Raw genomic sequence first — 19,557 nt, 5'->3', positions numbered from 1 at the left:
TGTATTTATATAAATAGTTATATATAATATATCTATTTAAAAATTTGGTGATTATTAATGATATAGAAAAATAATTATATTGGACATTTAATTGGACATAAAAAAACTCCCAAAAGGGAGTTTCTATATATGAATGGGTTTATCTATGGCACCGTGGGCAGCTTCCATCATAATCTCTGAAAGAGTGGGGTGAGGGTGTATTGCCTTTGCAATATCATAGACTGTTCCTTCTATTTGCATAGCTACAACTGCTTCTGAAATCATATCTGTAGCATGAGATGCCATTATATGAGTTCCAAGAATTTCACCGTATTTTTTATCGGCTATTATTTTTACGAAACCTAAGGTTTCTCCTTCAGATAGAGCTTTTCCGTTAGCAGCTAATGGGAATTTGCTGACGATAACATCATAACCCTGAGCTTTAGCTTCTTCTTCTGTAAGACCTACACTGGCTAATTCAGGGAATGTGTAGATACAAGCAGGGACTATATTATAGTTTATTGTACTTTTTTTACCCATAATATTTTCTGCCGCCACAACTCCTTCAGCAGAAGCAACATGGGCTAAAGCAAACTTACCATTTAAATCACCAATAGCGTATACTCCATCTAAGCTGGTTTCCAGCTTTTCATTTGTTTCTACAAAACCTTTGGAGTCCAGTTTTAAATTAAGTTTTTCTATTCCATTTAGCTGAGGTTTCAATCCTAAGGATACAAGATATTTATCTCCTTTGACTATTTTATCTTGACCTTTATGCTCAAATAAAACTCCATTTTCAGAGATAGACTTTAACTTTGTGTCAGTTAATATATTGATGCCTTCTCTTTTAAGATGCTTTTCTAAGGTTAGAGCCATTTCAGATTCTACAGAAGTTAGTATACGACTAGACCTTTGAATTAGAGTTACCTTAGAACCTAGGGAGTTAAAGAGTGTGGCAAATTCAACAGCTATAACTCCGCCACCAACGACTACCAACTCCTTTGGAATCTCTGAAAGACTTAATGCTCCTTTACTATTTATAACTTTTCCAGACCTAACCATATCTTCCAATCCTTCTATTGAAGGAAAATTTTCTTTAGCTCCAGTAGCTATGATGAGGTTTTTCCCCCAGAGGACTTCATCATTTATTCTAATTTCATTTCTATTTAGCACAGTACCCATACCCTCATAAAGGTCAATTTTGTTTTTCTTAAAAAGAGTATATATTCCTGATACCAATTGATTTACAACTTTGTCTTTTCTTTTTAGGAGGGAATTCCAATCTACTTTTATATTGTCAGTATCAATTCCAACGATACCAAATTCCTCTCCTCTTAGTATATCCTTATAAAGCTTAGCTGTCTTCAACATCGTCTTAGTAGGTATACAACCCCAATTTAGACAAACGCCTCCTAATTTTTCTTTTTCAACTAAAGCTACCTTAGCCCCTAGTTGGGCTGCCTTTATGGCAGCCACATAACCTCCAGGGCCTCCACCCAAAACAACAAGATCATATTTATTCATATAATCACCTTTTACCTTTCTATGACTTCATCAGTAATATTTCAGGGTCAGATAATAATTCTTTCAACAGATTTAGGAAACGTGCTCCGCTGGCACCGTCAATTATTCTATGATCATAGGATAAGGATAAAGGTAGCATATGAGCAATTACTATTTCATCATCCTTTACAATAGGCTTTTTAACGATTTTACCAATACCTAAAATAGCCGATTCTGGATAATTGATAATAGGAATACCAAATAATCCGCCAATAGAACCGTAATTAGTCACGGTAAAACTACTGCCCTTTAATTCATGAATTTCCATCTTATTTTCTTTAGCCCTACTACTTAAGTCTTCGATTTCCTTAGCGATTTCTACTATGCTTTTCTTATCAGCATCTCGAAGTACTGGGACCATAAGACCTCTATTAGTATCAGTAGCTATACCAATATGATAGAAATGTTTTAGAATAAGTTCTCCTCTTTCTTCATCAAAGGAAGAATTAAATTCAGGATACTGCTTTAAAACTGTAATAACTGCTTTAATAATAAATGGTAAATAGGTTAAATTAATATCTTCAGACTTAAATTTATCTTTATATTTAGATCTAAATTCAACTAGTTTGGAAACATCTATTTCATCCATTGCAGTTGTATGAGGTATTGTAAATCTAGATTTTACCATTTGCTCTGCAATAGTCTTTCTAATCCTTGTAAGCGGAATTCTTTCGATATTTTCTCCATTATCATATAGGATTTCCTGTATCTTAGGTGTTTCTTGTGCAGGATTAGATATAGATTCCTTGGCATTTCTAATATCATCCTTCATCACTCGACCATTTGGACCTGTGCCTTCTACTGTTGTAATATCAACACCTAAATCCTTAGCCATTGCACGTGCCACAGGAGTAGCTAATACCTTTTTCTTTTGAAGGGATTCTTTAGAAGTGGATATTGTTCCCTCAGTACTTGCTGGAATTAATTCAGAGGAAGCTATTACTTCACCTACGACACCAGCAGTTTCTTCTTCTACGATCTCTGACTTTTCAACTACATCTAGAGAATTACCTTCAGTATCTATTACAATAAAAACTTGTTCTACTTCAATGGTATCTCCTTCTTGAAACTTCAATTCTAAGACTTTGCCTGATCTTGGAGAAGGTATTTCTGTAGTAACCTTATCTGTTTCAACCTCGGCAACTGATTGACCTTCCTCTATATTATCTCCTTCATGGACTAACCATTTCATAAGAGTACCTTCTCTTATACCTTCACCTATATCCGGGAATTCAAATTCAAATCTCATAATATACCTCCTCCACTAAAACTTAACTACGTCTTCAATAGTTTTTGCAATTCTTTCAGGGGTTGGAATATAGTGTTTTTCTCCCCTTGGTAATGGAAATACAGTGTCAAATCCAGTTACACGAGTAGGTGGGGCTTCCAAATATAAAAAGGCCTTTTCATTGATAATAGATACAATCTCTGCCCCTGCTCCAAAGGACTTAGGTGCCTCGTGAACTACTATAGCCCTTCCAGTTTTCTTAACAGATTCAATAAAACTGTCTCTATCCATCGGAGAAATAGTTCTTAAATCTATGATTTCAGGGTTGATTCCCTTTGATTTAACCATTTCACTGGCTTTCTGTACATCTCTTACCATAGCGCCCCAAGTTATAATGGTGACATCTTCACCTTCCTCTACAACCTTTGCTTTTCCAATAGGAAGTACATAAGCTTCCTCTGGGATTTCCTGTTTAAATGCTCTGTATATTCTCTTTGGCTCTAAGAACAAAACAGGGTCAGGGTCTCTGATTGCCGCTATAAGAAGCCCCTTTGCATCATAAGGAGTGGAAGGAATAACTACTTTAAGTCCAGGTATATGGGCATAAAGGGCTTCCGTACTTTCAGAGTGATGTTCCAATGCCCTAATTCCTCCGCCATAAGGAGCACGAATTACCATAGGAAGAGTATATCTGCCTCTGCTGCGGTTACGCATTCTAGCAACATGGGAGATTATCTGGTTAAAAGCAGGGTAAGAAAATCCCATAAATTGAAGTTCCACAACAGGTTTTAGACCATTGATTGCCATACCTATGGCAGTTCCTACAATTGCAGATTCAGCAAGGGGAGCATCAAATGCTCTTTGGACTCCAAACTTCTCCTGTAGTCCAACAGTAGCTCTAAAAACTCCACCTTCAACACCTACGTCTTCACCGTAAACAACTACGGATGGATCATTTTCCATTTCATTCATCAATGCTTGATTTACTGCCTGAACTATATTTAATGTGTTAGCCATAATTATTTACCTCCTTCTAAAAAAGCTTTATAATCTTCTAATTGTTCCTCTAACTGCGGAGGCATAGTCTCATAGTGATATTTAAATATATCTTCAATTAAAGTATCAGATTTATTTTCAATTTCTTCGAAGGTAGACATGACATCAATTTCTAATTCTTTTTTAGTTTTTTCTTCCCATTCTTCCGTTAATATATTTTTATTCAATAAATATTTTTTAAATCTTAATATTGGGTCTTTTTTCCACCATTCTTGTACTTCTTCATCTTTTCTATATAAGGTAGGATCATCAGAAGTAGTGTGAGCACCTAGACGATAGGTAAAGGCTTCTATTAGAGTAGGACCTTCACCGTTTCTTGCCCTGTCAATAGCTTCTTTTGTAGCAGAATACATAGCAAATATATCGTTGCCATCTACAACAATTCCTGGCATACCATAAGCAATAGCCTTTTGAGCTAAGGTTTTACTCATGGTTTGTTGTTTCCTAGAAACTGAAATAGCATATTGATTGTTTTGAATTATAAATACTACAGGAGCCTTAAATACAGCAGCAAAGTTTAGAGCCTCGTGGAAATCTCCATGGGAAGTACCACCATCCCCAACATAAGTGACTACTACATTTTTTTCTTCCTTAATATTGTTAGCCATTCCAATACCTGCTGCATGTTGGTACTGAGAAGCAATAGGCACAGATACAGGAAGCACCTTTACATCTTCAGGCATATAACTTCCCCATTCATTACCGTACCAATATAGATAAATATTCTTGAGAGGAACCCCTCTTATTAACCAAGCACCTAATTCTCTAAATGCAGGAACTAACCAGTCTTCTTTTTCCATAGCATAGGCACTACCTACTTGAGCAGCCTCCTGACCTATATTAGGGGCATAGGTTAGCATTCTACCTTGTCTTTGATAGGATAATGCTTTTTCATCTATAATACGTGAATATAACATAGTCTTGTAAAGATATAATAGTTCATCATTTGAGAGGGATGGAAGGTCTTCTTCTTTGAGAACCTCGCCGTCAACATTTAAAATGCTATAATGCTTTTCTTCTAAAGGATTGTAATCTTCAAATCGCATAATTTTACCTCCTTAATTTATAATAAATATATTGTACAAGCTAATTGATAATCATTATCATTTACATTATATATATTACCCAAATTTGATAGTTTAAACATAATAATACCCCGTAGGGGTTGTATTATTTTAAGATGAACTTAGATGTAGAAAAATTCTTGAACAAAATTAAGTTTAAAGAAAAGATAGAAGAATAGAGCTAAAATAGTGTAAAGTAAATTAGGATTTAATTAATTTTCTATTACGATAATAATATACTATAGAGGTAATAAAAGCAGATAAAATTTTTATCAGAATATCTGTTGATGTATCTACAAGTCCTCCTTTAACCATATGTGCTTTAAATAGAAAATCTCCTACAAATTCAAACATTTCCCATAGAGTGCCTAAGGTGATTGAAAAGCAAAATGCAAATATTATAGTAAAAATAGTAAATCGGTTTTCACTAGTTTCCTTTTCTTTTTTAACAACACCTTTAATTAAATATAATGCAACAATAACTGCATAGCTGCCAAATAAAGCATGAAGAAATAAATCCCACCAAAAAAATTTTCTATAAAATTTTAGGATTTCTCCGAAGTATTGTGCAAATAAAATAAATGATAATGATATTAATTGAAAGTTGGGAGGTAATGCCAGATTCTTAATGTTAGCAATATATGTGATTATAAAAGGAAGTATAATACATACAATAGCAATGAGTGATATAGTAAGGTCTTTCCATTGTTTTGATACGATGTTAAAGATAGCGGTGGTTATTAATATTATTTCAAATAATGCAGCTATTCCAATGGATAGCTTGCTGTTTTTGTTATTCATAAAGGTTTCTTCCTTTCTATCTATTTTATGAGAGTATAGTAGTATAAAGAATTGGTTGTTAATTAGTTAATTATATCCTTTCCTTATTATGAAAAAATATAAATTAAAAACTCATTTTATTAATTAATAAGATAGATTTTTAAAGTTTTTTGATTTTGAGTTAGAATTTTAATCTACTTAGTATAGTAAAAAGATTATTTGAGAGTGGCATATTGTAACCTCGTTGTAAACATATGAATTATAATCCTTGCTATAATAAAAGCATCAAAATAAGTAAGGAGAAGATCATATGAAAAAAATATTATTATATGGAGTAGCTTTATCCTTATCTATATCTCTAATAGGGTGTACAGCTCCAAAAAATGAAGATAGCTCAACGGGGAAAGTACAGAATCAAATAGAAGAACAAACCCCTAAAGATAAATTAGATAAAGAGGAAATAACAATAGATAAACAAGATAAGGAAGAAGTTACTAGATTAGTTGAAGAATTTGGAGGTAAACTTCAATCTGTATCGCTTTTATCACCTAAGGAAGAATTAGAAAAGAGTATGAAGGAGAATTATGGAGGACTTGTATCGGAAGACCTTATGAATAAATGGTTAAATAATCCAGAGGATGCTCCGGGAAGATTTGTTTCAAGTCCGTGGCCAGATCGCATTGAAATTGAGAATGTAGAAAAGATATCAGATACAGAATATGAAGTTGGGGGAAATATCATAGAGATTACAAGTAGCGAAAATGATGATCCAATTAGTCGAACAATTACTCTTACTGTGAGAAAAATAGATATAGTATGGTTAATTAATGATGTCGTATTAGGTGAATATAATAAGTAAAATGCATCCCGGCAATAGTATTATTATAAATAAAAATTATTCAATTGATTATGAAAAGTAGGGTATATTAATCTATATACTATATCGGAGGGATGGAATCATGGCAGATTCAAAAAGCAACCTAAATAAGGTAACCCTTTGGACTAGGCAAGATATAAAGAGTCTTGACGAGATAAAGGAAAAAGGAAGATATAGAGTCAAAAGAAAATATATAGAACAACAATTTGAAGATATAGCAGAGTACTATATAAAGCTCTACCAGTGGTTTGTAGATAAGGCAGGTAAAATGGTTCCCAAGCCAGATGGTGTAGAGTTTCCAATATGGTGTTCAATTAGCGAAGAAAATATGTTAAAGCCCATAGAGGGTACAGTAGTATATGTATTAGAGGTAGACGAGGCAGAAGTTATATATTTTGATGGAAGAAAGTGGGATTATGTATTGAACCATTTGTATATTCCTAAAGACGAAGAAGATGAAAAGTCCTATATGAAAGATATGGAGAGAAAAGGGTTCAAGGATTCATTTTCTTTTATAGAAGGGAAATATGCAAATTTCCATCCTTTGGAAAAGAAGAAAGTAATGGAAAGCTGGATGAGAGTTTTTGAAATTGAAGATTGGAATATATTCGATGTTCAAGCTAATATATGGGAAGTAAGGGAAGACATGATCAAGGATATACTATATTGGAATGGAGAGATTTAGACTTAAATTATGGGGGATGCTTTAAGGCGTTCCCTAATTTTATAATGAATCTTAGAAAATACTTCTCAACTAGTTCTTTAGATAAAAAATTTTTACTTGTAAATTGCATAAAAGCCTCCTCCTCAATTTCATATCATTAATACTTACGAAATTGAGGAGGAGAGTGTGCAATAAAAAGAGGCGTTTCATATCTATTAAAGAAATTATGAAATAGGCCTTCTTTTAAATTCCGACAAATTATAACATTAAGGTAGCGAAATTTGTACAAATAAATATGTTGACAACAAATACCAAAATATGATTCACTGACATTAATAACTATAATTGTTAATTCAATAAATAAATTAAAGTGATACTGACTTTTATAAAATATTAGCTTCTGAATTAAAGATTAATTGATGCCCATACAAGGAATTCGTTTCCTTAATTTAATCATTGCACTTAAGATTAGTTGACATGATACTAATATTAGATAAAAGGAGGTGATTAAATGAAAAAGCACAATTTAATTAGAAATTTAGTAAGCCATATTTTCTTACCATTGTTACTGATATTTACAATTACATTTAGCTCAAGTGCAACTAATTTAATCGAGAAAAATAATTTACCAGATATAAGTTTATCAGGAGACTTTCTAATCGTTCCATTAGCAGAAGAAATCTGTAATGGATATGATTATCACTTGATGTTTTCACGTGGATGGGGACGTGTATATAAAGGGGCATCTGGTCAAAATCCGGTATTTCAATTTGATGGTAGCTGTTGGCAATGTAAGAGATGTACTGAAGTATTAATAACTGAATACGATCCTTTAGAAGCAAACTATGTAGGTAGATATGCCCTATGGCATGCAGGACGTGTTATATCTAATAATGGTGCGGTTATATATACTAATCGTATTGAGTTTACATCAGGGTCAACTGTACCATATTGCAGATTAAGATATGAATGATATGGTAGGGAGGCGGCATTGCCCATTTACTAGATTTAGTTAATATTTAGCCGGGGGGATAGAATGACATGAAAATTCGCAAATCATACCTACTATTATTAATTATCATTGCTACAGCTCTATTATTAGCTTTTTATTTATACAATAAAGGAACTAATTCAAAAATGACTATAAGAAAGTTTTTTGATGAAAAATCCGCCCTTTATGAAAATCATGAGGATATACTAACAGCCTTATTTAGCGAAGCAGGTAATAACTTTGAGGGAATGGGTGTAAGTGCAGAAGAAATAGCTGAAAGTACGGATATATTCCTTGAAAACTTTAAACCTTTATTGTCTAAAAGAGTTTATGATAGCCTAGTAGCTTCACGCTACCTAATTGATTCCAATTTAGTAAGTGGCAAATTTGATAAATCTAAGATAGACATAATAAGATGGGAAAAAATATCTAAAGATAAAACAAATGCGAAATATTTGGTTGAATATATTGAAAAGCTGTATTCAAATGAAAAGATCATAGAAGAATATACTAATATTTTTGAGTTTAAGCTGGAATATATTGATGGAAAATGGATAATTACAAGTATTTATCCTTATTAAAAATTTTTACAGGATAATGTAAATAATTTCCTGTAAAGTCAAAACTTCCATGAATAAATTTAATTAGACTTTAACACAAAATCCTTGCCAAGGATAGCAGGAAGATTTTTGCCTAGTTAAAAAAATACTTTGCAATCTTGACAAGCAGAAAAAATATACTGTTTGTAGGGCTTTATGAAGGATTTTTCTTCATAAAGCCCTTAATTGAGGGTGTTTTTTCGAGGGTGTAAGGATTTTTGTACTTTAAATAAATCTATTGCGCTAATCTGACTTTAGAAGCTTTTCTTATTAATATGCAGTCCATCCTCCATGAACTGCTATACATTGTCCATTTACATAGCTTGCATCGTCACTTGCCAAGAATACTGCAACTGTTGCAATTTCACTGCCTTTACCTGTTCTTGGATTGCCAGCTGCACCTGACGTTGCCATATTCATTCCTTCCATATTTATGTTTTTCATAAATTCTCCTGTGCCTATTTCCGTTTCAATTCCACCAGGGCATATAGCATTGCATATAATGTTTTGCTTAGAATACGTGAACTACTCACCACTTATAGAAGTAGGAGCTTCCGAAGAAGGTTGATAGCTAAGTTATCCTTATTCTTTTAGGCGTATCCACTTCGCCTCTATTGTATAGGATACTTAGATCCACAACTTTACTTTTCTTTAATATATTTAGTGCTGCATTTAAGGTAGAACCTGTACTTGTTTTATATAGTTCTCTTTTTATTCTTTTTCCACTGAAACCCTCTTAAGTATTATCTCCTATTGTTGGTATTACATTTTTATCAAAGAAACTTGCTTTAGATGTATATCTTTCTTCTTGTTTTATATAAGTTATATTGTATAGTTTACATAGATAGTCTAACTTATCTTTTATATTTCCTATAGGGATATTTACAAAGTTTTGATTGTTGATTTTACTTATATTTAAAATTTTTTCTTATTTGACTAGAAGAATGATATAATTATGTAGAAGGAATATTCAGACATTATTATATAAAGGATGCAAAGAATCTATAATAAATATAAAAAAAGGTAGTGATAGCATGGATTTGGAGATGTTCAAAAACATGAAGGATTTGTGGACTAAATTTATAGAAACAGGAGAAATTGAGGATGGGTTAGATAAAATAATTGCTGAATCATGGAGACGATGTACAAGATTAGGAGTAGATCCAAAAGCAGGTTTTGGTAAAACAATTGATAGTGAGAAACTTGAAGTTGTATTAAAAAGAAATGAGGAGCTATTAAGGGTTGCTAAACCTATTATGCAGAACCTTAATGAGTTAGTTTTAGGATCTAATTTTATCCTAGTTCTTACAGACAAAGAAGGGGTAATAATAGAAACCATAGGAGAAGAACCTGTAAGAAAAGAAGCAAATACTTTAAATTTTTGTGTGGGTGCTTTATGGTCTGAAAAAGAAGTAGGAACTAATGCTATAGGAACAAGTATAATAGTAGATAAACCTATTCATACTACAGGATCTCAGCATTATTGTGAGTACCATCATAGCTGGACTTGTTCAGCAGCACCAATTCATGATAATAAGGGAAATATAATAGGTGTTTTAGATATGTCAGGCAGCTTTGATAAATTACATAAACATACTTTGGGAATAGTGGTTGCAGCGGCATACTCTATTGAAAATGAAATACGTTTATTGAGAACTCATGAGTTAGTTGATACAACAGTTGAATCAATATCAGATGGAATGATAATAGCTGATAAGGATTTTAAAATAAATAAGATAAATTATATAGCTTCTAAGATTTTAGGGATTGAAGAGGATAATAAACTGGATATAAGAGAAATTTTAAGAGAAACAGATTTTCAAGAGATATTAACGCAAAAACATATGACAATGGACTATATGTATTGCAATTTTTTCATAAATGATAAAGTAATTCCTTGTAACGTGAAAATAACTCCAGTATTGACTAATAATGAGCTAATAGGTATAGCATTAGTATTTAAAGAAATAGAATACTTGCATAATACAGTTAACGTGGTAACTGGAAATAGAGCTATCTATAGATTTAGTGATATTTTAACTTCAAACGATAAAATGAAAAATGTTATAAATAATGCTAAACGTTTTGCAAAGACTAGTGGAAGCATATTAATTGAAGGAGATAGCGGAACTGGAAAAGAACTCTTTGCACATGCAATTCATAATTACAGTAAAAAAGCTGATGGACCATTTGTAGCAGTAAATTGTGCTTCACTTCCAAGAGAGCTAGTTGAGTCAGAGTTATTTGGATATGAAAAAGGTGCTTTTACAGGGGCATCCAAGAATGGAAAGTCGGGGAAATTTGAATTGGCTCAAGGAGGAACTATATTTTTAGATGAAATTGGAGAACTTCCTTTAGATATTCAGGCCAAGTTGTTAAGAGTATTAGATAATTATACAGTGACAAGAATTGGAGGTAAATATTCTAAAAAATTGGATATAAGGGTAATAGGTGCAACAAATAGAAACTTATTTGATGAAGTCAAAAAGAAGAACTTTCGTGAAGATTTATATTATAGATTAAATGTATTGAAAATAAATATACCTTCATTAAAAGACAGGAGAGAAGACATAGATTTATATGTAAATTATTTTTTAAATAAATTAAACAAATCTAACTCAACAAATGTAATCTTATCATCTGAGTTTCTATTATATTTGAACCAACATTCATGGAAAGGCAACGTTAGGGAGTTGCAGAATGTTATAGAAAGAGCATATTATTTGAATCAAGATGAAGTAATAGGGATCGAATGTTTGCCTGAAGAAATAATAAATGAAATAGATGCAGTCGAGAAAAATACTAGTCTTGATTTGATGAACATAAGAGAGACTGAAAAACATGTTATAATAAATGCATTGAAGAAAACTAAAGGACATGTAATAAATGCAGGCGATATATTAAATTTAAGTAAGTCTACTATATATAGGAAAATTAATGAGTATAAAATAGATGTAAATATATTCAAGTGAAAATTCCCAAAAATGAGAAAAGGAAAATTCCCAGTTTTGGGAATTTTTTTATTTTTATCAAGAGATAAATAGGCAAAAGTAGTAAAATTGGGACTTTAATTTTAAAAAAAATTTGGCATTCAACTTGCTTATATAAATAGATACAAAGTACTTAAGTAGAAAGGAGGGAGATTATTAGAAGATTTATAATAGAGTTTGGAATTGGAATGGATTTTCATGGTCAAGATGTAAACCGTGCGGCTGAAAAGGCTGTACAAGATGCAGTGTCCAAAAGCTGTTTATGTGGCTTAGAAGAGGTGTTGGGCATAAAAGATTTAAATCGAGAAGTATACGTAGAGATAACAGTTGCAGTAACTAAGCCTGAAGAGATTGATGCAGATAGGATAAAGCAATGTATACCTATTGGGAAGAAAAATCTTAAAGCTGTATATGGAGGGCTTAAAGTTCCGGGTCTTTATATTCCTGAATTCGGCGATAAAGACAATAGCATAGAAGCAGCCTTGGCCTGCATAGAAGTAAGTGTAAAGTAAATATAGGAGGGATAAAATTGAATTTAACCAATAAGGATATTAAAAATATGTATGAAACAATGCTAAAAATTAGAGAATTTGAAACAAAAGCTTCAAATTTATTTGCAGAAGGAAGTATACCTGGTTTTGTACATTTATACTTAGGAGAGGAAGCTGTGGCTACGGGAGTATGCCAAAATCTTAATGAAGATGATTATATAACTAGTACCCATAGAGGTCATGGTCATATAGTTGCAAAAGGTGGAGATCTAAAATATATGATGGCAGAACTGTTTGGAAGAGAAACAGGATACTGTAAAGGTAAAGGAGGATCTATGCATATTGCTGATGCAACTAGAGGAATATTAGGGGCAAATGGTATTGTCGGAGCAGGTCATAATATAGCAGTAGGAGCAGGCTTAAGTGCCAAATATAGAGGGACTAGCCAAGTTTGCGTTTGCTTCTTTGGAGATGCTTCTACAAATCAAGGAACATTCCATGAATCATTAAATCTTGCATCCATATGGAAGCTTCCAGTAATATTTGTTTGTGAAAACAATCTATATGGAATATCGATGCATCAATCTAATCATCAGGCTATACAGGATGTTGCTGACAGAGCTGTAGCTTATAATATTCCTGGAGTAATTGTGGACGGTAATGATGTATTTGCAGTATATGAGGCTTCTAAGGAAGCTATAGAAAGGGCTAGAAAAGGTCAGGGACCTACACTTATTGAGTGTAAAACATATAGGCATAGGGGACATTTTGAAGGTGATCCTGGTAGCTATAAACTGGCTGGAGAGCAAGAAGAGTGGCTAAAGAAAGATCCTATACCTAGAATGGAAACTTACTTACTAGAAAATAATATTCTTTCGGAAGAAGAAATGAATTCTATAAAACAAGATATAAAAAATCAAATTGAGGAAGCAGTAGAATTTGCAAAAGACAGTCCATTGCCTTCTTTAGAATTGGCTGTTGAAGATATTTATACAGATATAGTAGAGGAGGTAAGATAAATGAAAAAGATGACATATGGAGAAGCAATAAGAGAAGGAATGAGAATGAAGATGAAGAAAGATCCAAATGTGTTTATATTTGGAGAAGATGTTGGAGCCTTCGGAGGATGCTTTGGAGTTACAGCAGGTTTATATGATGAATTTGGAGCTGAAAGAGTGAAAGATACTCCTATTTCTGAAGGTGTTATTATAGGATGTGCTGTAGGTGCTGCGGCAACGGGGTTAAGGCCAGTTGCTGAATTGATGTTTATTGATTTCTTGACTGTTGGAATGGATCAGCTAGTTAATCAAGCAGCTAAAATGAGATATATGTTTGGAGGAAAGATATCCTTACCAATGGTAGTAAGATTGCCGGCTGGGGCAGGAGTGCAGGCAGCAGCACAGCATTCTCAGTCTTTAGAAGCTTGGTTAACACATGTACCAGGATTAAAAGTTGTTTATCCCTCAACTCCAAAAGATGCCCTTGGATTGATGCTTAGCTCTATTGAAGATGATAATCCTGTTATGTTCATAGAGCATAAAGTTTTATATTCAATGGAAGGCGAAATAGATGAAGATGTGAAACCTATACCATTAGGAGTAGCTGATATAAAGAGAGAAGGAAAAGATATTACAATAATAGCTACAGGAAAAATGGTACATGAATCTTTAAAGGCAGCAGAAATTTTGGCAAAGGAAGGTATAGAGGCAGAGGTAATAGATCCAAGAACTTTATATCCATTGGATAAAAATACTATTTTTAAATCCGTGGAAAAAACAAATAGAGTTTTAATAGCAACAGAGGAGACTAAGCGTGGAAGCTATGCAGGTGAAATATCTGCAATGATTGCTGAAGAGTATTTTGATTATCTAGATGCCCCAGTAGTCAGAGTGGCAAGTTTAAACACACCTATTCCATTTTCCCCAGTTCTTGAATCATATGTAATACCGGATTATGAAGATATATTAAAAGGTGCTAGAGAAATTCTGTAAATTCTGTTATGGGGTGAAAGGATGAATAGCTTAGGGATTATTGCAAATCCTGCATCGGGAAAGGATATTAGGAGACTTGTATCACATGCTACGGTAGTAGATAATAATGAAAAGATAAATATTGTAAAAAGAATAATCCTAGGAGCTCAAGGATACGGAGTAGAAAAAATATTTATAATGCCAGATACTTTTTTAATAGGATATAAGGTTATAGAGGATTTAACTGTATCAGGTGAGCTGAAAATTCCTGTTAGTATTCTGGATATAAAAGTAGAAGGAAATTTAAATGATACTACTAATGGGGCAAAATTTATGGAAGAAGAAGGTGTAAACTGTATAGTTGTACTAGGCGGTGATGGTACAAATAGAGCTGCGGCTAAGGCCATTGTAAAAACACCTTTGATAAGTGTTTCTACAGGAACCAATAATGTATATCCTGAGATGCTGGAAGGAACGGTGGTAGGTATGGCTGCAGCAGCTATAGCTACTAAAAACTGTGATTTAGGAGTGACATGCAGGAAGGATAAAAGAATAGAAATATTCTTAGAGGATGAATTAATAGATATTGCCCTGGTGGATTGTGTAATATCCAAGCAGACATTTATTGGCTCTAAGGCTATTTGGGATATAGGGGATATAGTTGAGGTAATTATTTCCAGAGCACATCCAGCATCCATAGGTTTTTCCACATTAATTGGAGTAAATATGATAATAAAAGAAGATGACGATTTCGGAGCAGCTATGAAGATGAATACGGGGGAAGCTAAAAGTATGGCCCCCGTTGCTGCGGGTACATTAAAAGAGATATTTCATGATATGCCTAAGAAAATTGAACTAAATGAAGAATATATATTTAATCCTGATTATAGGGGAAGTATAGCTTTAGATGGAGAACGGGAGATAATCTTTAAAGCTGGAGATAAGTTTAAATTTAAAATTACAAGGAATGGACCCTTTAGAGTAAATATAAAAAGGACATTAGAGGAAGCACAGAAAAATGGGTTTTTCAAATATTAAATCGACATAGAGGAGGAAATAAAATGGCGAAGCAATTAACCATGCCGAAGCTGGGTTTAACTATGAAGTCAGGAAGAATAGTTAAATGGTATAAATCAGAAAATGACCCAGTTAATAAAGGAGACAAGCTTTATTCTGTTGAAACTGATAAGTTGACTAATGATATAGAAAGTACTGAATCTGGAGTATTGCTTAAAATAATAGCTGATGTTGGTGATACAGTTCCATGTTTGGAGCCTGTGTGTATTATAGGCGAAGTGAACGAAGATATTAGTCAGTTATTGACAATAGAAGAAAATGAAAAAATAGAAGTAAAAGATGAAAAAATAGAAACAAAGACATTAGAAGTCAAGGATGCAAAGAAAGATGATGGAGGAAGAATAAAGATATCTCCTGCAGCAAAGAAATTAGCTATTGAGAATGATGTAGATTTCTCGAAAGTTATGGGCTCAGGTCCCAATGGGAGGATTATACTAGAAGATATAGAAAAAATTATAGAAAATCGAAACAAGATAAAGATAACACCTACAGCACAAAAGATGGCTGAAAAATATAGTATAGATCCATCTGAAATAAATAAGGATGATAGAATTAGAAAAGAAGATATATTGAAGTTCAGGATGGAAAAGAATTTAATAGAATCAGCAAGTCCTGTAGAGGAAAGAGCTCCTATGACAGGTATGAGAAAGATAATAGCTGAAAGAATGTCTGACAGTTGGAATATATCACCAGCAGTTACCTTTGATATTAGAGTTGATATTACTAAATTGAAAGAAATTCGACAACAGCTTAAGAAGACGGTAAATATCACGTATACAGATTTAATTGTAAAGATAGTTTCTAAAGTTTTATTGGACTTTCCATTGTTAAATAGTACAGTTGATGGAGAGGAAATCATATTAAGAAACTATGTAAACATGGGAGTAGCAGTAGCCTTAGAGGAGGGATTATTAGTTCCTGTAGTGAAGTATTCAAATATAAAGGGTTTAGAGCAAATATCAGCGGAGATAAAAGAATTATCCTATAAAGCCAAAAATAATCAACTTACAACGGATGAAATAACGGGAGGGACCTTTACCATTTCAAATATCGGAATGTTTGGTGTAGAATCCTTTAGTCCAATTATTAATCAGCCAGAAGTAGGAATTCTGGGGATAAATGCTATAGTTGAAACTCCAGTAGTGGAAAATGGAAATATAGTAATAAGACCTTTGATGAATCTTTCTCTTACAGCAGATCATAGAGTAGTAGATGGAGCAGTAGCCGCTCAGTTTTTATCTAAGTTAAAAGAATATATAGAAAATCCAGCTTTGCTGTTACTTTAGAGGTGAAGATATGAAAATAGTAATATTAGGAGGAGGACCTGGAGGATATGTATGTGCCATAAGGGCGGCACAACTTGGGGCCGAAGTAATATTAATCGAAAAAGATAATGTAGGAGGAACCTGTTTAAATACAGGTTGTATACCTACAAAAGCGTTGCTTCATACTACTGAAATTTACAATCATTTAAAGGAAGAAGCCTCAGAATTAGGACTGATATTGGAGAATTTAGGTCTAAAATGGGATGTAGTTCAAAATAGAAAGGAAATGGTAGTACAACAATTGGTTGACGGAGTAAAAGTTCTCTTAGAATCAAATAAGGTTGAGGTAATCCAAGGAGAAGGAAAGTTTATTTCTAAAAATAAAATAGAGGTAATATCGAGTAACAAAGAAAAAAGACTTGTATCTTTTGATAAAGCTGTAATAGCAACAGGCTCTAAGCCTGCTAGAGTACCTATTCCTGGATTGGATTTAGATGGAGTACTGACAAGTACAGAAGCCTTGTCCTTAGATAAAATACCTAAAAGCATATGCATAATTGGAGGCGGAGTTATAGGTGTTGAGTTTGCAAATATTTACTCAAATGCAGGAACAAAGGTTACAATAGTAGAAATGCTTCCTGAAATAGTGGCAAATATGGATGAAGAAATAGTGACCTGTCTAAAAGAACAATTAATTGAATCGGGAATAGATATTTATACAAGTACAAGAGTAAGGGAAATAAAAATGGAATCTGATGGATTAAATGTATTAATGGGAAATAATGAAGGAGAAAAATCCATAAGTGCAGAGAAAATTTTATTATCAATCGGGAGAAAACCAGCTATAGAAGGTTTAGGTCTAGAAGATTTAGGAATAGAAACAGAAAAAGGATGTATAAAGGTAGATAAATCTATGAGAACTAATATTGATAATATCTATGCAATAGGAGATTGCACAGGAGGAGCATTATTAGCTCATGTAGCTTCAAGCCATGGGATAGCCGTTGCAGAAAATATAATGGGGAATTTTGAAGCTATAGATTATAAGACAACACCTTATTGCATATATACAAAGCCTGAATTAGCAGGAGTAGGGTTGACAGAAAAACAGGCCACCTTAAAGGGATATAATGTGAAAACTGGAAAGTTTCCTTTATATGCTAATGGAAAGTCTATAATAAACGGTATGGTCAATGGATTAGTGAAATTTGTAATAGATGAAGATACAGATGAGATATTAGGTCTTCATATAGCAGGAACAAATGCAACAGAATTAATAGGAATAGGTGCATTGGCAATTAGATTGGAGAGTACAATAGAAGAAATTATAACAACAATTCATGCACATCCTACAATAGGTGAGAGTATACATGAAGCTGCTGAATCAGTATATGGAAAAGCTATACATTTACCAAGGGTATAGAAGGAATTGAAAATACTTTAAATTTAATTGTTGCAAATTTACTTTGCATCTGATATACTTTCATGAAATACAAAAATAAATTCGAAGACAAAGAAGAGTAGTTAATTCTTATCTTTCACAGAGAGCTAAAGATTGGTGGGACTTTGGCAAAGAGGGATTTAATGAATGGACTTTGTAGAAGCTGGTGGAAATCTATGGAGAGTACCCCGTGCCGGAAGCCTACCGTTAACTAAGGACAGGATATGTTAGTATCCCATTAAGAGAGATGCATTTTTGCATAATTTAGGTGGCACCGCGAATTCAACCTTCGTCCTATTGAGGATGGAGGTTTTTTTGTATTTAAATTTAATCTAGGAGGAAGAAGTATGAAAAGAGAAAATGGATTATTTGGAGAATTTGGCGGAGCCTATGTACCAGAAGAATTGAAAGCAGTATTAGAAGAATTGGAAAGAGAATTCTATAATGCTATGGAAGATAAAGAGTTTTTGAAGGAACTAGACTATTATTTAAGGGAATATGTAGGTAGAGAAAATCCACTATACTTTGCAGAAAGACTAACAGAAGAAATGGAAGGAGCTAAGATTTATCTGAAAAGGGAAGATCTAAACCATACTGGAGCTCACAAGATTAACAATGCCATAGGACAAGGACTACTTGCTAAAAGAATGGGTAAAAAGAGAATAATAGCAGAAACAGGAGCGGGACAGCATGGAGTTGCTACAGCTACAGTATGTGCTTTACTTGGACTGGATTGTACAATTTATATGGGAGCGGAAGACACTAAAAGGCAAGAGTTAAATGTTTTCAGAATGGAAATGTTAGGAGCAAAGGTAGTGGCAGTAGAGGAAGGAAATAAGACTTTGAAGGAAGCGGTAGATAGAGCACTAAATGACTATGTAGAGAATAAGGATAATACTTTCTATCTTCTTGGCTCAGCAGTAGGACCTCATCCATTCCCAATGATAGTGAGGACATTCCAATCAGTAATAGGAAGAGAAGCAAGAAAACAGATATTGGAAAAAGAAGGAAAATTACCTGATTATGTAGTAGCCTGTGTTGGAGGAGGCAGTAATGCTATAGGATTATTTGCACCTTTTTATGATGATAAGGAAGTAAAGATGATAGGGGTAGAACCAGCTGGAAAAGGAATTGACACGAAAGAACATGCAGCTAGTATATGTAGAGGCAATGTTGGTTTAATACATGGTTTCAAATGTTATTTACTAGATCATAGCACCCATTCCATTGCCGCAGGATTAGACTATCCTGGGGTAGGACCAGAGCATAGCTATTATAATGATACTAAAAGAGCAGAATATAAATCTGTGACAGACAAGGAGGCCTTAGATGCATTCTTTAAGCTATCAAAAACAGAGGGAATAATCCCAGCTTTAGAATCTTCCCATGCCATAGCCTATGGAATTAAATTAGCTAAGTCTTTAGGCAAGGATAAGATTATAATAGTAAACCTTTCTGGTAGAGGAGATAAGGATGTAGCACAAGTAAGAGATATGATAAAATGATAACCATATTGAAGAAA

The 19,557-nt window shown here is 33.3% G+C and carries 17 protein-coding genes, 1 pseudogene and 1 other annotated feature; of the genes and pseudogenes, 12 read left to right on the top strand and 6 right to left on the bottom strand.

All coding sequences use genetic code 11. The annotated features are described in order from the left end of the window. Positions 1–123: 123 nt before the first annotated feature. From lpdA (KQI38_RS12455) to KQI38_RS12435, 5 genes are all read right to left on the bottom strand, one after another. Positions 124–1,503, bottom strand: coding sequence for a dihydrolipoyl dehydrogenase (lpdA, locus tag KQI38_RS12455; protein ID WP_216559890.1), 1,380 nt, complete (start codon positions 1,501–1,503; stop codon positions 124–126). A gap of 19 nt (positions 1,504–1,522) precedes the next feature. After that, a complete protein-coding gene (locus tag KQI38_RS12450) occupies positions 1,523–2,791 on the bottom strand; it encodes a dihydrolipoamide acetyltransferase family protein (RefSeq protein WP_216559888.1) in 1,269 nt (422 codons plus the stop codon). Positions 2,792–2,806: 15 nt separating this feature from the next. After that, a complete protein-coding gene (locus KQI38_RS12445; RefSeq protein WP_216559886.1) occupies positions 2,807–3,787 on the bottom strand; it encodes an alpha-ketoacid dehydrogenase subunit beta in 981 nt (326 codons plus the stop codon). A gap of 2 nt (positions 3,788–3,789) precedes the next feature. Then, positions 3,790–4,872, bottom strand: coding sequence for a pyruvate dehydrogenase (acetyl-transferring) E1 component subunit alpha (gene pdhA / locus KQI38_RS12440; protein ID WP_216559884.1), 1,083 nt, complete (start codon positions 4,870–4,872; stop codon positions 3,790–3,792). Positions 4,873–5,091: 219 nt separating this feature from the next. Then, on the bottom strand, positions 5,092–5,691 hold the full coding sequence (locus tag KQI38_RS12435; RefSeq protein WP_216559882.1) for a DUF2238 domain-containing protein: 600 nt from the start codon (positions 5,689–5,691) through the stop codon (positions 5,092–5,094). A 289-nt stretch (positions 5,692–5,980) separates the two neighbouring features. Here KQI38_RS12435 and KQI38_RS12430 point away from each other — a divergent pair, with 289 nt between their 5' ends. The 4 genes from KQI38_RS12430 (at position 5,981) to KQI38_RS12415 (ending at position 8,783) form a co-directional block, all read left to right on the top strand. Continuing rightward, on the top strand, positions 5,981–6,529 hold the full coding sequence (locus tag KQI38_RS12430) for a hypothetical protein (protein WP_216559881.1): 549 nt from the start codon (positions 5,981–5,983) through the stop codon (positions 6,527–6,529). 100 nt (positions 6,530–6,629) lie between these two features. Next, positions 6,630–7,232, top strand: a complete 603-nt coding sequence (locus KQI38_RS12425) for a DUF3841 domain-containing protein (protein WP_216559879.1) — start codon at positions 6,630–6,632, stop codon at positions 7,230–7,232. A gap of 490 nt (positions 7,233–7,722) precedes the next feature. Then, on the top strand, positions 7,723–8,184 hold the full coding sequence (locus KQI38_RS12420) for a hypothetical protein (RefSeq protein ID WP_216559877.1): 462 nt from the start codon (positions 7,723–7,725) through the stop codon (positions 8,182–8,184). Positions 8,185–8,252: 68 nt separating this feature from the next. Next, on the top strand, positions 8,253–8,783 hold the full coding sequence (locus KQI38_RS12415; RefSeq protein ID WP_216559875.1) for a hypothetical protein: 531 nt from the start codon (positions 8,253–8,255) through the stop codon (positions 8,781–8,783). A 288-nt stretch (positions 8,784–9,071) separates the two neighbouring features. On the opposite strand, the pseudogene KQI38_RS12410 reads toward KQI38_RS12415, so the two are convergent. After that, positions 9,072–9,308, bottom strand: a pseudogene (locus tag KQI38_RS12410) (SDR family oxidoreductase); the annotation flags it as partial. Between the two features lie 527 nt (positions 9,309–9,835). On the opposite strand from KQI38_RS12410, the gene KQI38_RS12405 reads away from it, so the two are divergent. The 8 genes from KQI38_RS12405 (at position 9,836) to trpB (ending at position 19,540) form a co-directional block, all read left to right on the top strand. Next, positions 9,836–11,773, top strand: coding sequence for a sigma-54-dependent Fis family transcriptional regulator (locus KQI38_RS12405; RefSeq protein WP_216559873.1), 1,938 nt, complete (start codon positions 9,836–9,838; stop codon positions 11,771–11,773). A gap of 170 nt (positions 11,774–11,943) precedes the next feature. Continuing rightward, a complete protein-coding gene (locus tag KQI38_RS12400) occupies positions 11,944–12,303 on the top strand; it encodes a Lin0512 family protein (RefSeq protein WP_308524975.1) in 360 nt (119 codons plus the stop codon). Between the two features lie 17 nt (positions 12,304–12,320). Further along, positions 12,321–13,301, top strand: coding sequence for a pyruvate dehydrogenase (acetyl-transferring) E1 component subunit alpha (pdhA, locus tag KQI38_RS12395; protein WP_276515582.1), 981 nt, complete (start codon positions 12,321–12,323; stop codon positions 13,299–13,301). Beyond that, positions 13,302–14,273 (top strand): alpha-ketoacid dehydrogenase subunit beta, encoded by a 972-nt coding sequence (locus tag KQI38_RS12390; RefSeq protein ID WP_216559869.1) that lies wholly within the window; start codon positions 13,302–13,304, stop codon positions 14,271–14,273. A gap of 21 nt (positions 14,274–14,294) precedes the next feature. Next, a complete protein-coding gene (locus KQI38_RS12385) occupies positions 14,295–15,290 on the top strand; it encodes an ATP-NAD kinase family protein (RefSeq protein WP_216559867.1) in 996 nt (331 codons plus the stop codon). Between the two features lie 23 nt (positions 15,291–15,313). Then, positions 15,314–16,615 (top strand): dihydrolipoamide acetyltransferase family protein, encoded by a 1,302-nt coding sequence (locus tag KQI38_RS12380; RefSeq protein ID WP_216559865.1) that lies wholly within the window; start codon positions 15,314–15,316, stop codon positions 16,613–16,615. Between the two features lie 10 nt (positions 16,616–16,625). Next, the gene (gene lpdA / locus KQI38_RS12375) at positions 16,626–18,017 is read left to right on the top strand and encodes a dihydrolipoyl dehydrogenase (protein ID WP_216559863.1); all 1,392 of its coding nucleotides are present in this window, start codon (positions 16,626–16,628) and stop codon (positions 18,015–18,017) included. Between the two features lie 75 nt (positions 18,018–18,092). Continuing rightward, positions 18,093–18,335 (top strand) — a binding site (T-box leader). Positions 18,336–18,382: 47 nt separating this feature from the next. Continuing rightward, positions 18,383–19,540: a tryptophan synthase subunit beta gene (gene trpB / locus KQI38_RS12370; RefSeq protein ID WP_216559861.1), complete on the top strand. Its 1,158-nt coding sequence runs from the start codon at positions 18,383–18,385 to the stop codon at positions 19,538–19,540. Positions 19,541–19,557: the final 17 nt, after the last annotated feature.

The sequence above is a fragment of the Tissierella carlieri genome, assembly GCF_018917285.1.
In the GTDB taxonomy this organism is placed as follows: Bacteria; Bacillota; Clostridia; order Tissierellales; family Tissierellaceae; genus Tissierella; species Tissierella carlieri.
The sequence above is the reverse complement of the archived record's forward strand: the minus strand, read 5'-3'. Positions and strand labels throughout refer to the sequence as shown.

Bases quoted from the DNA above. Each gene is read 5' to 3' on its own strand.
- lpdA (WP_216559890.1), bottom strand. From the start codon at position 1,503: ATGAATAAATATGATCTTGTTGTTTTGGGTGGAGGCCCTGGAGGTTAT.
- KQI38_RS12450 (WP_216559888.1), bottom strand. From the start codon at position 2,791: ATGAGATTTGAATTTGAATTCCCGGATATAGGTGAAGGTATAAGAGAA.
- KQI38_RS12445 (WP_216559886.1), bottom strand. From the start codon at position 3,787: ATGGCTAACACATTAAATATAGTTCAGGCAGTAAATCAAGCATTGATG.
- pdhA (WP_216559884.1), bottom strand. From the start codon at position 4,872: ATGCGATTTGAAGATTACAATCCTTTAGAAGAAAAGCATTATAGCATT.
- KQI38_RS12435 (WP_216559882.1), bottom strand. From the start codon at position 5,691: ATGAATAACAAAAACAGCAAGCTATCCATTGGAATAGCTGCATTATTT.
- KQI38_RS12430 (WP_216559881.1), top strand. From the start codon at position 5,981: ATGAAAAAAATATTATTATATGGAGTAGCTTTATCCTTATCTATATCT.
- KQI38_RS12425 (WP_216559879.1), top strand. From the start codon at position 6,630: ATGGCAGATTCAAAAAGCAACCTAAATAAGGTAACCCTTTGGACTAGG.
- KQI38_RS12420 (WP_216559877.1), top strand. From the start codon at position 7,723: ATGAAAAAGCACAATTTAATTAGAAATTTAGTAAGCCATATTTTCTTA.
- KQI38_RS12415 (WP_216559875.1), top strand. From the start codon at position 8,253: ATGAAAATTCGCAAATCATACCTACTATTATTAATTATCATTGCTACA.
- KQI38_RS12405 (WP_216559873.1), top strand. From the start codon at position 9,836: ATGGATTTGGAGATGTTCAAAAACATGAAGGATTTGTGGACTAAATTT.
- KQI38_RS12390 (WP_216559869.1), top strand. From the start codon at position 13,302: ATGAAAAAGATGACATATGGAGAAGCAATAAGAGAAGGAATGAGAATG.
- KQI38_RS12385 (WP_216559867.1), top strand. From the start codon at position 14,295: ATGAATAGCTTAGGGATTATTGCAAATCCTGCATCGGGAAAGGATATT.
- KQI38_RS12380 (WP_216559865.1), top strand. From the start codon at position 15,314: ATGGCGAAGCAATTAACCATGCCGAAGCTGGGTTTAACTATGAAGTCA.
- lpdA (WP_216559863.1), top strand. From the start codon at position 16,626: ATGAAAATAGTAATATTAGGAGGAGGACCTGGAGGATATGTATGTGCC.
- trpB (WP_216559861.1), top strand. From the start codon at position 18,383: ATGAAAAGAGAAAATGGATTATTTGGAGAATTTGGCGGAGCCTATGTA.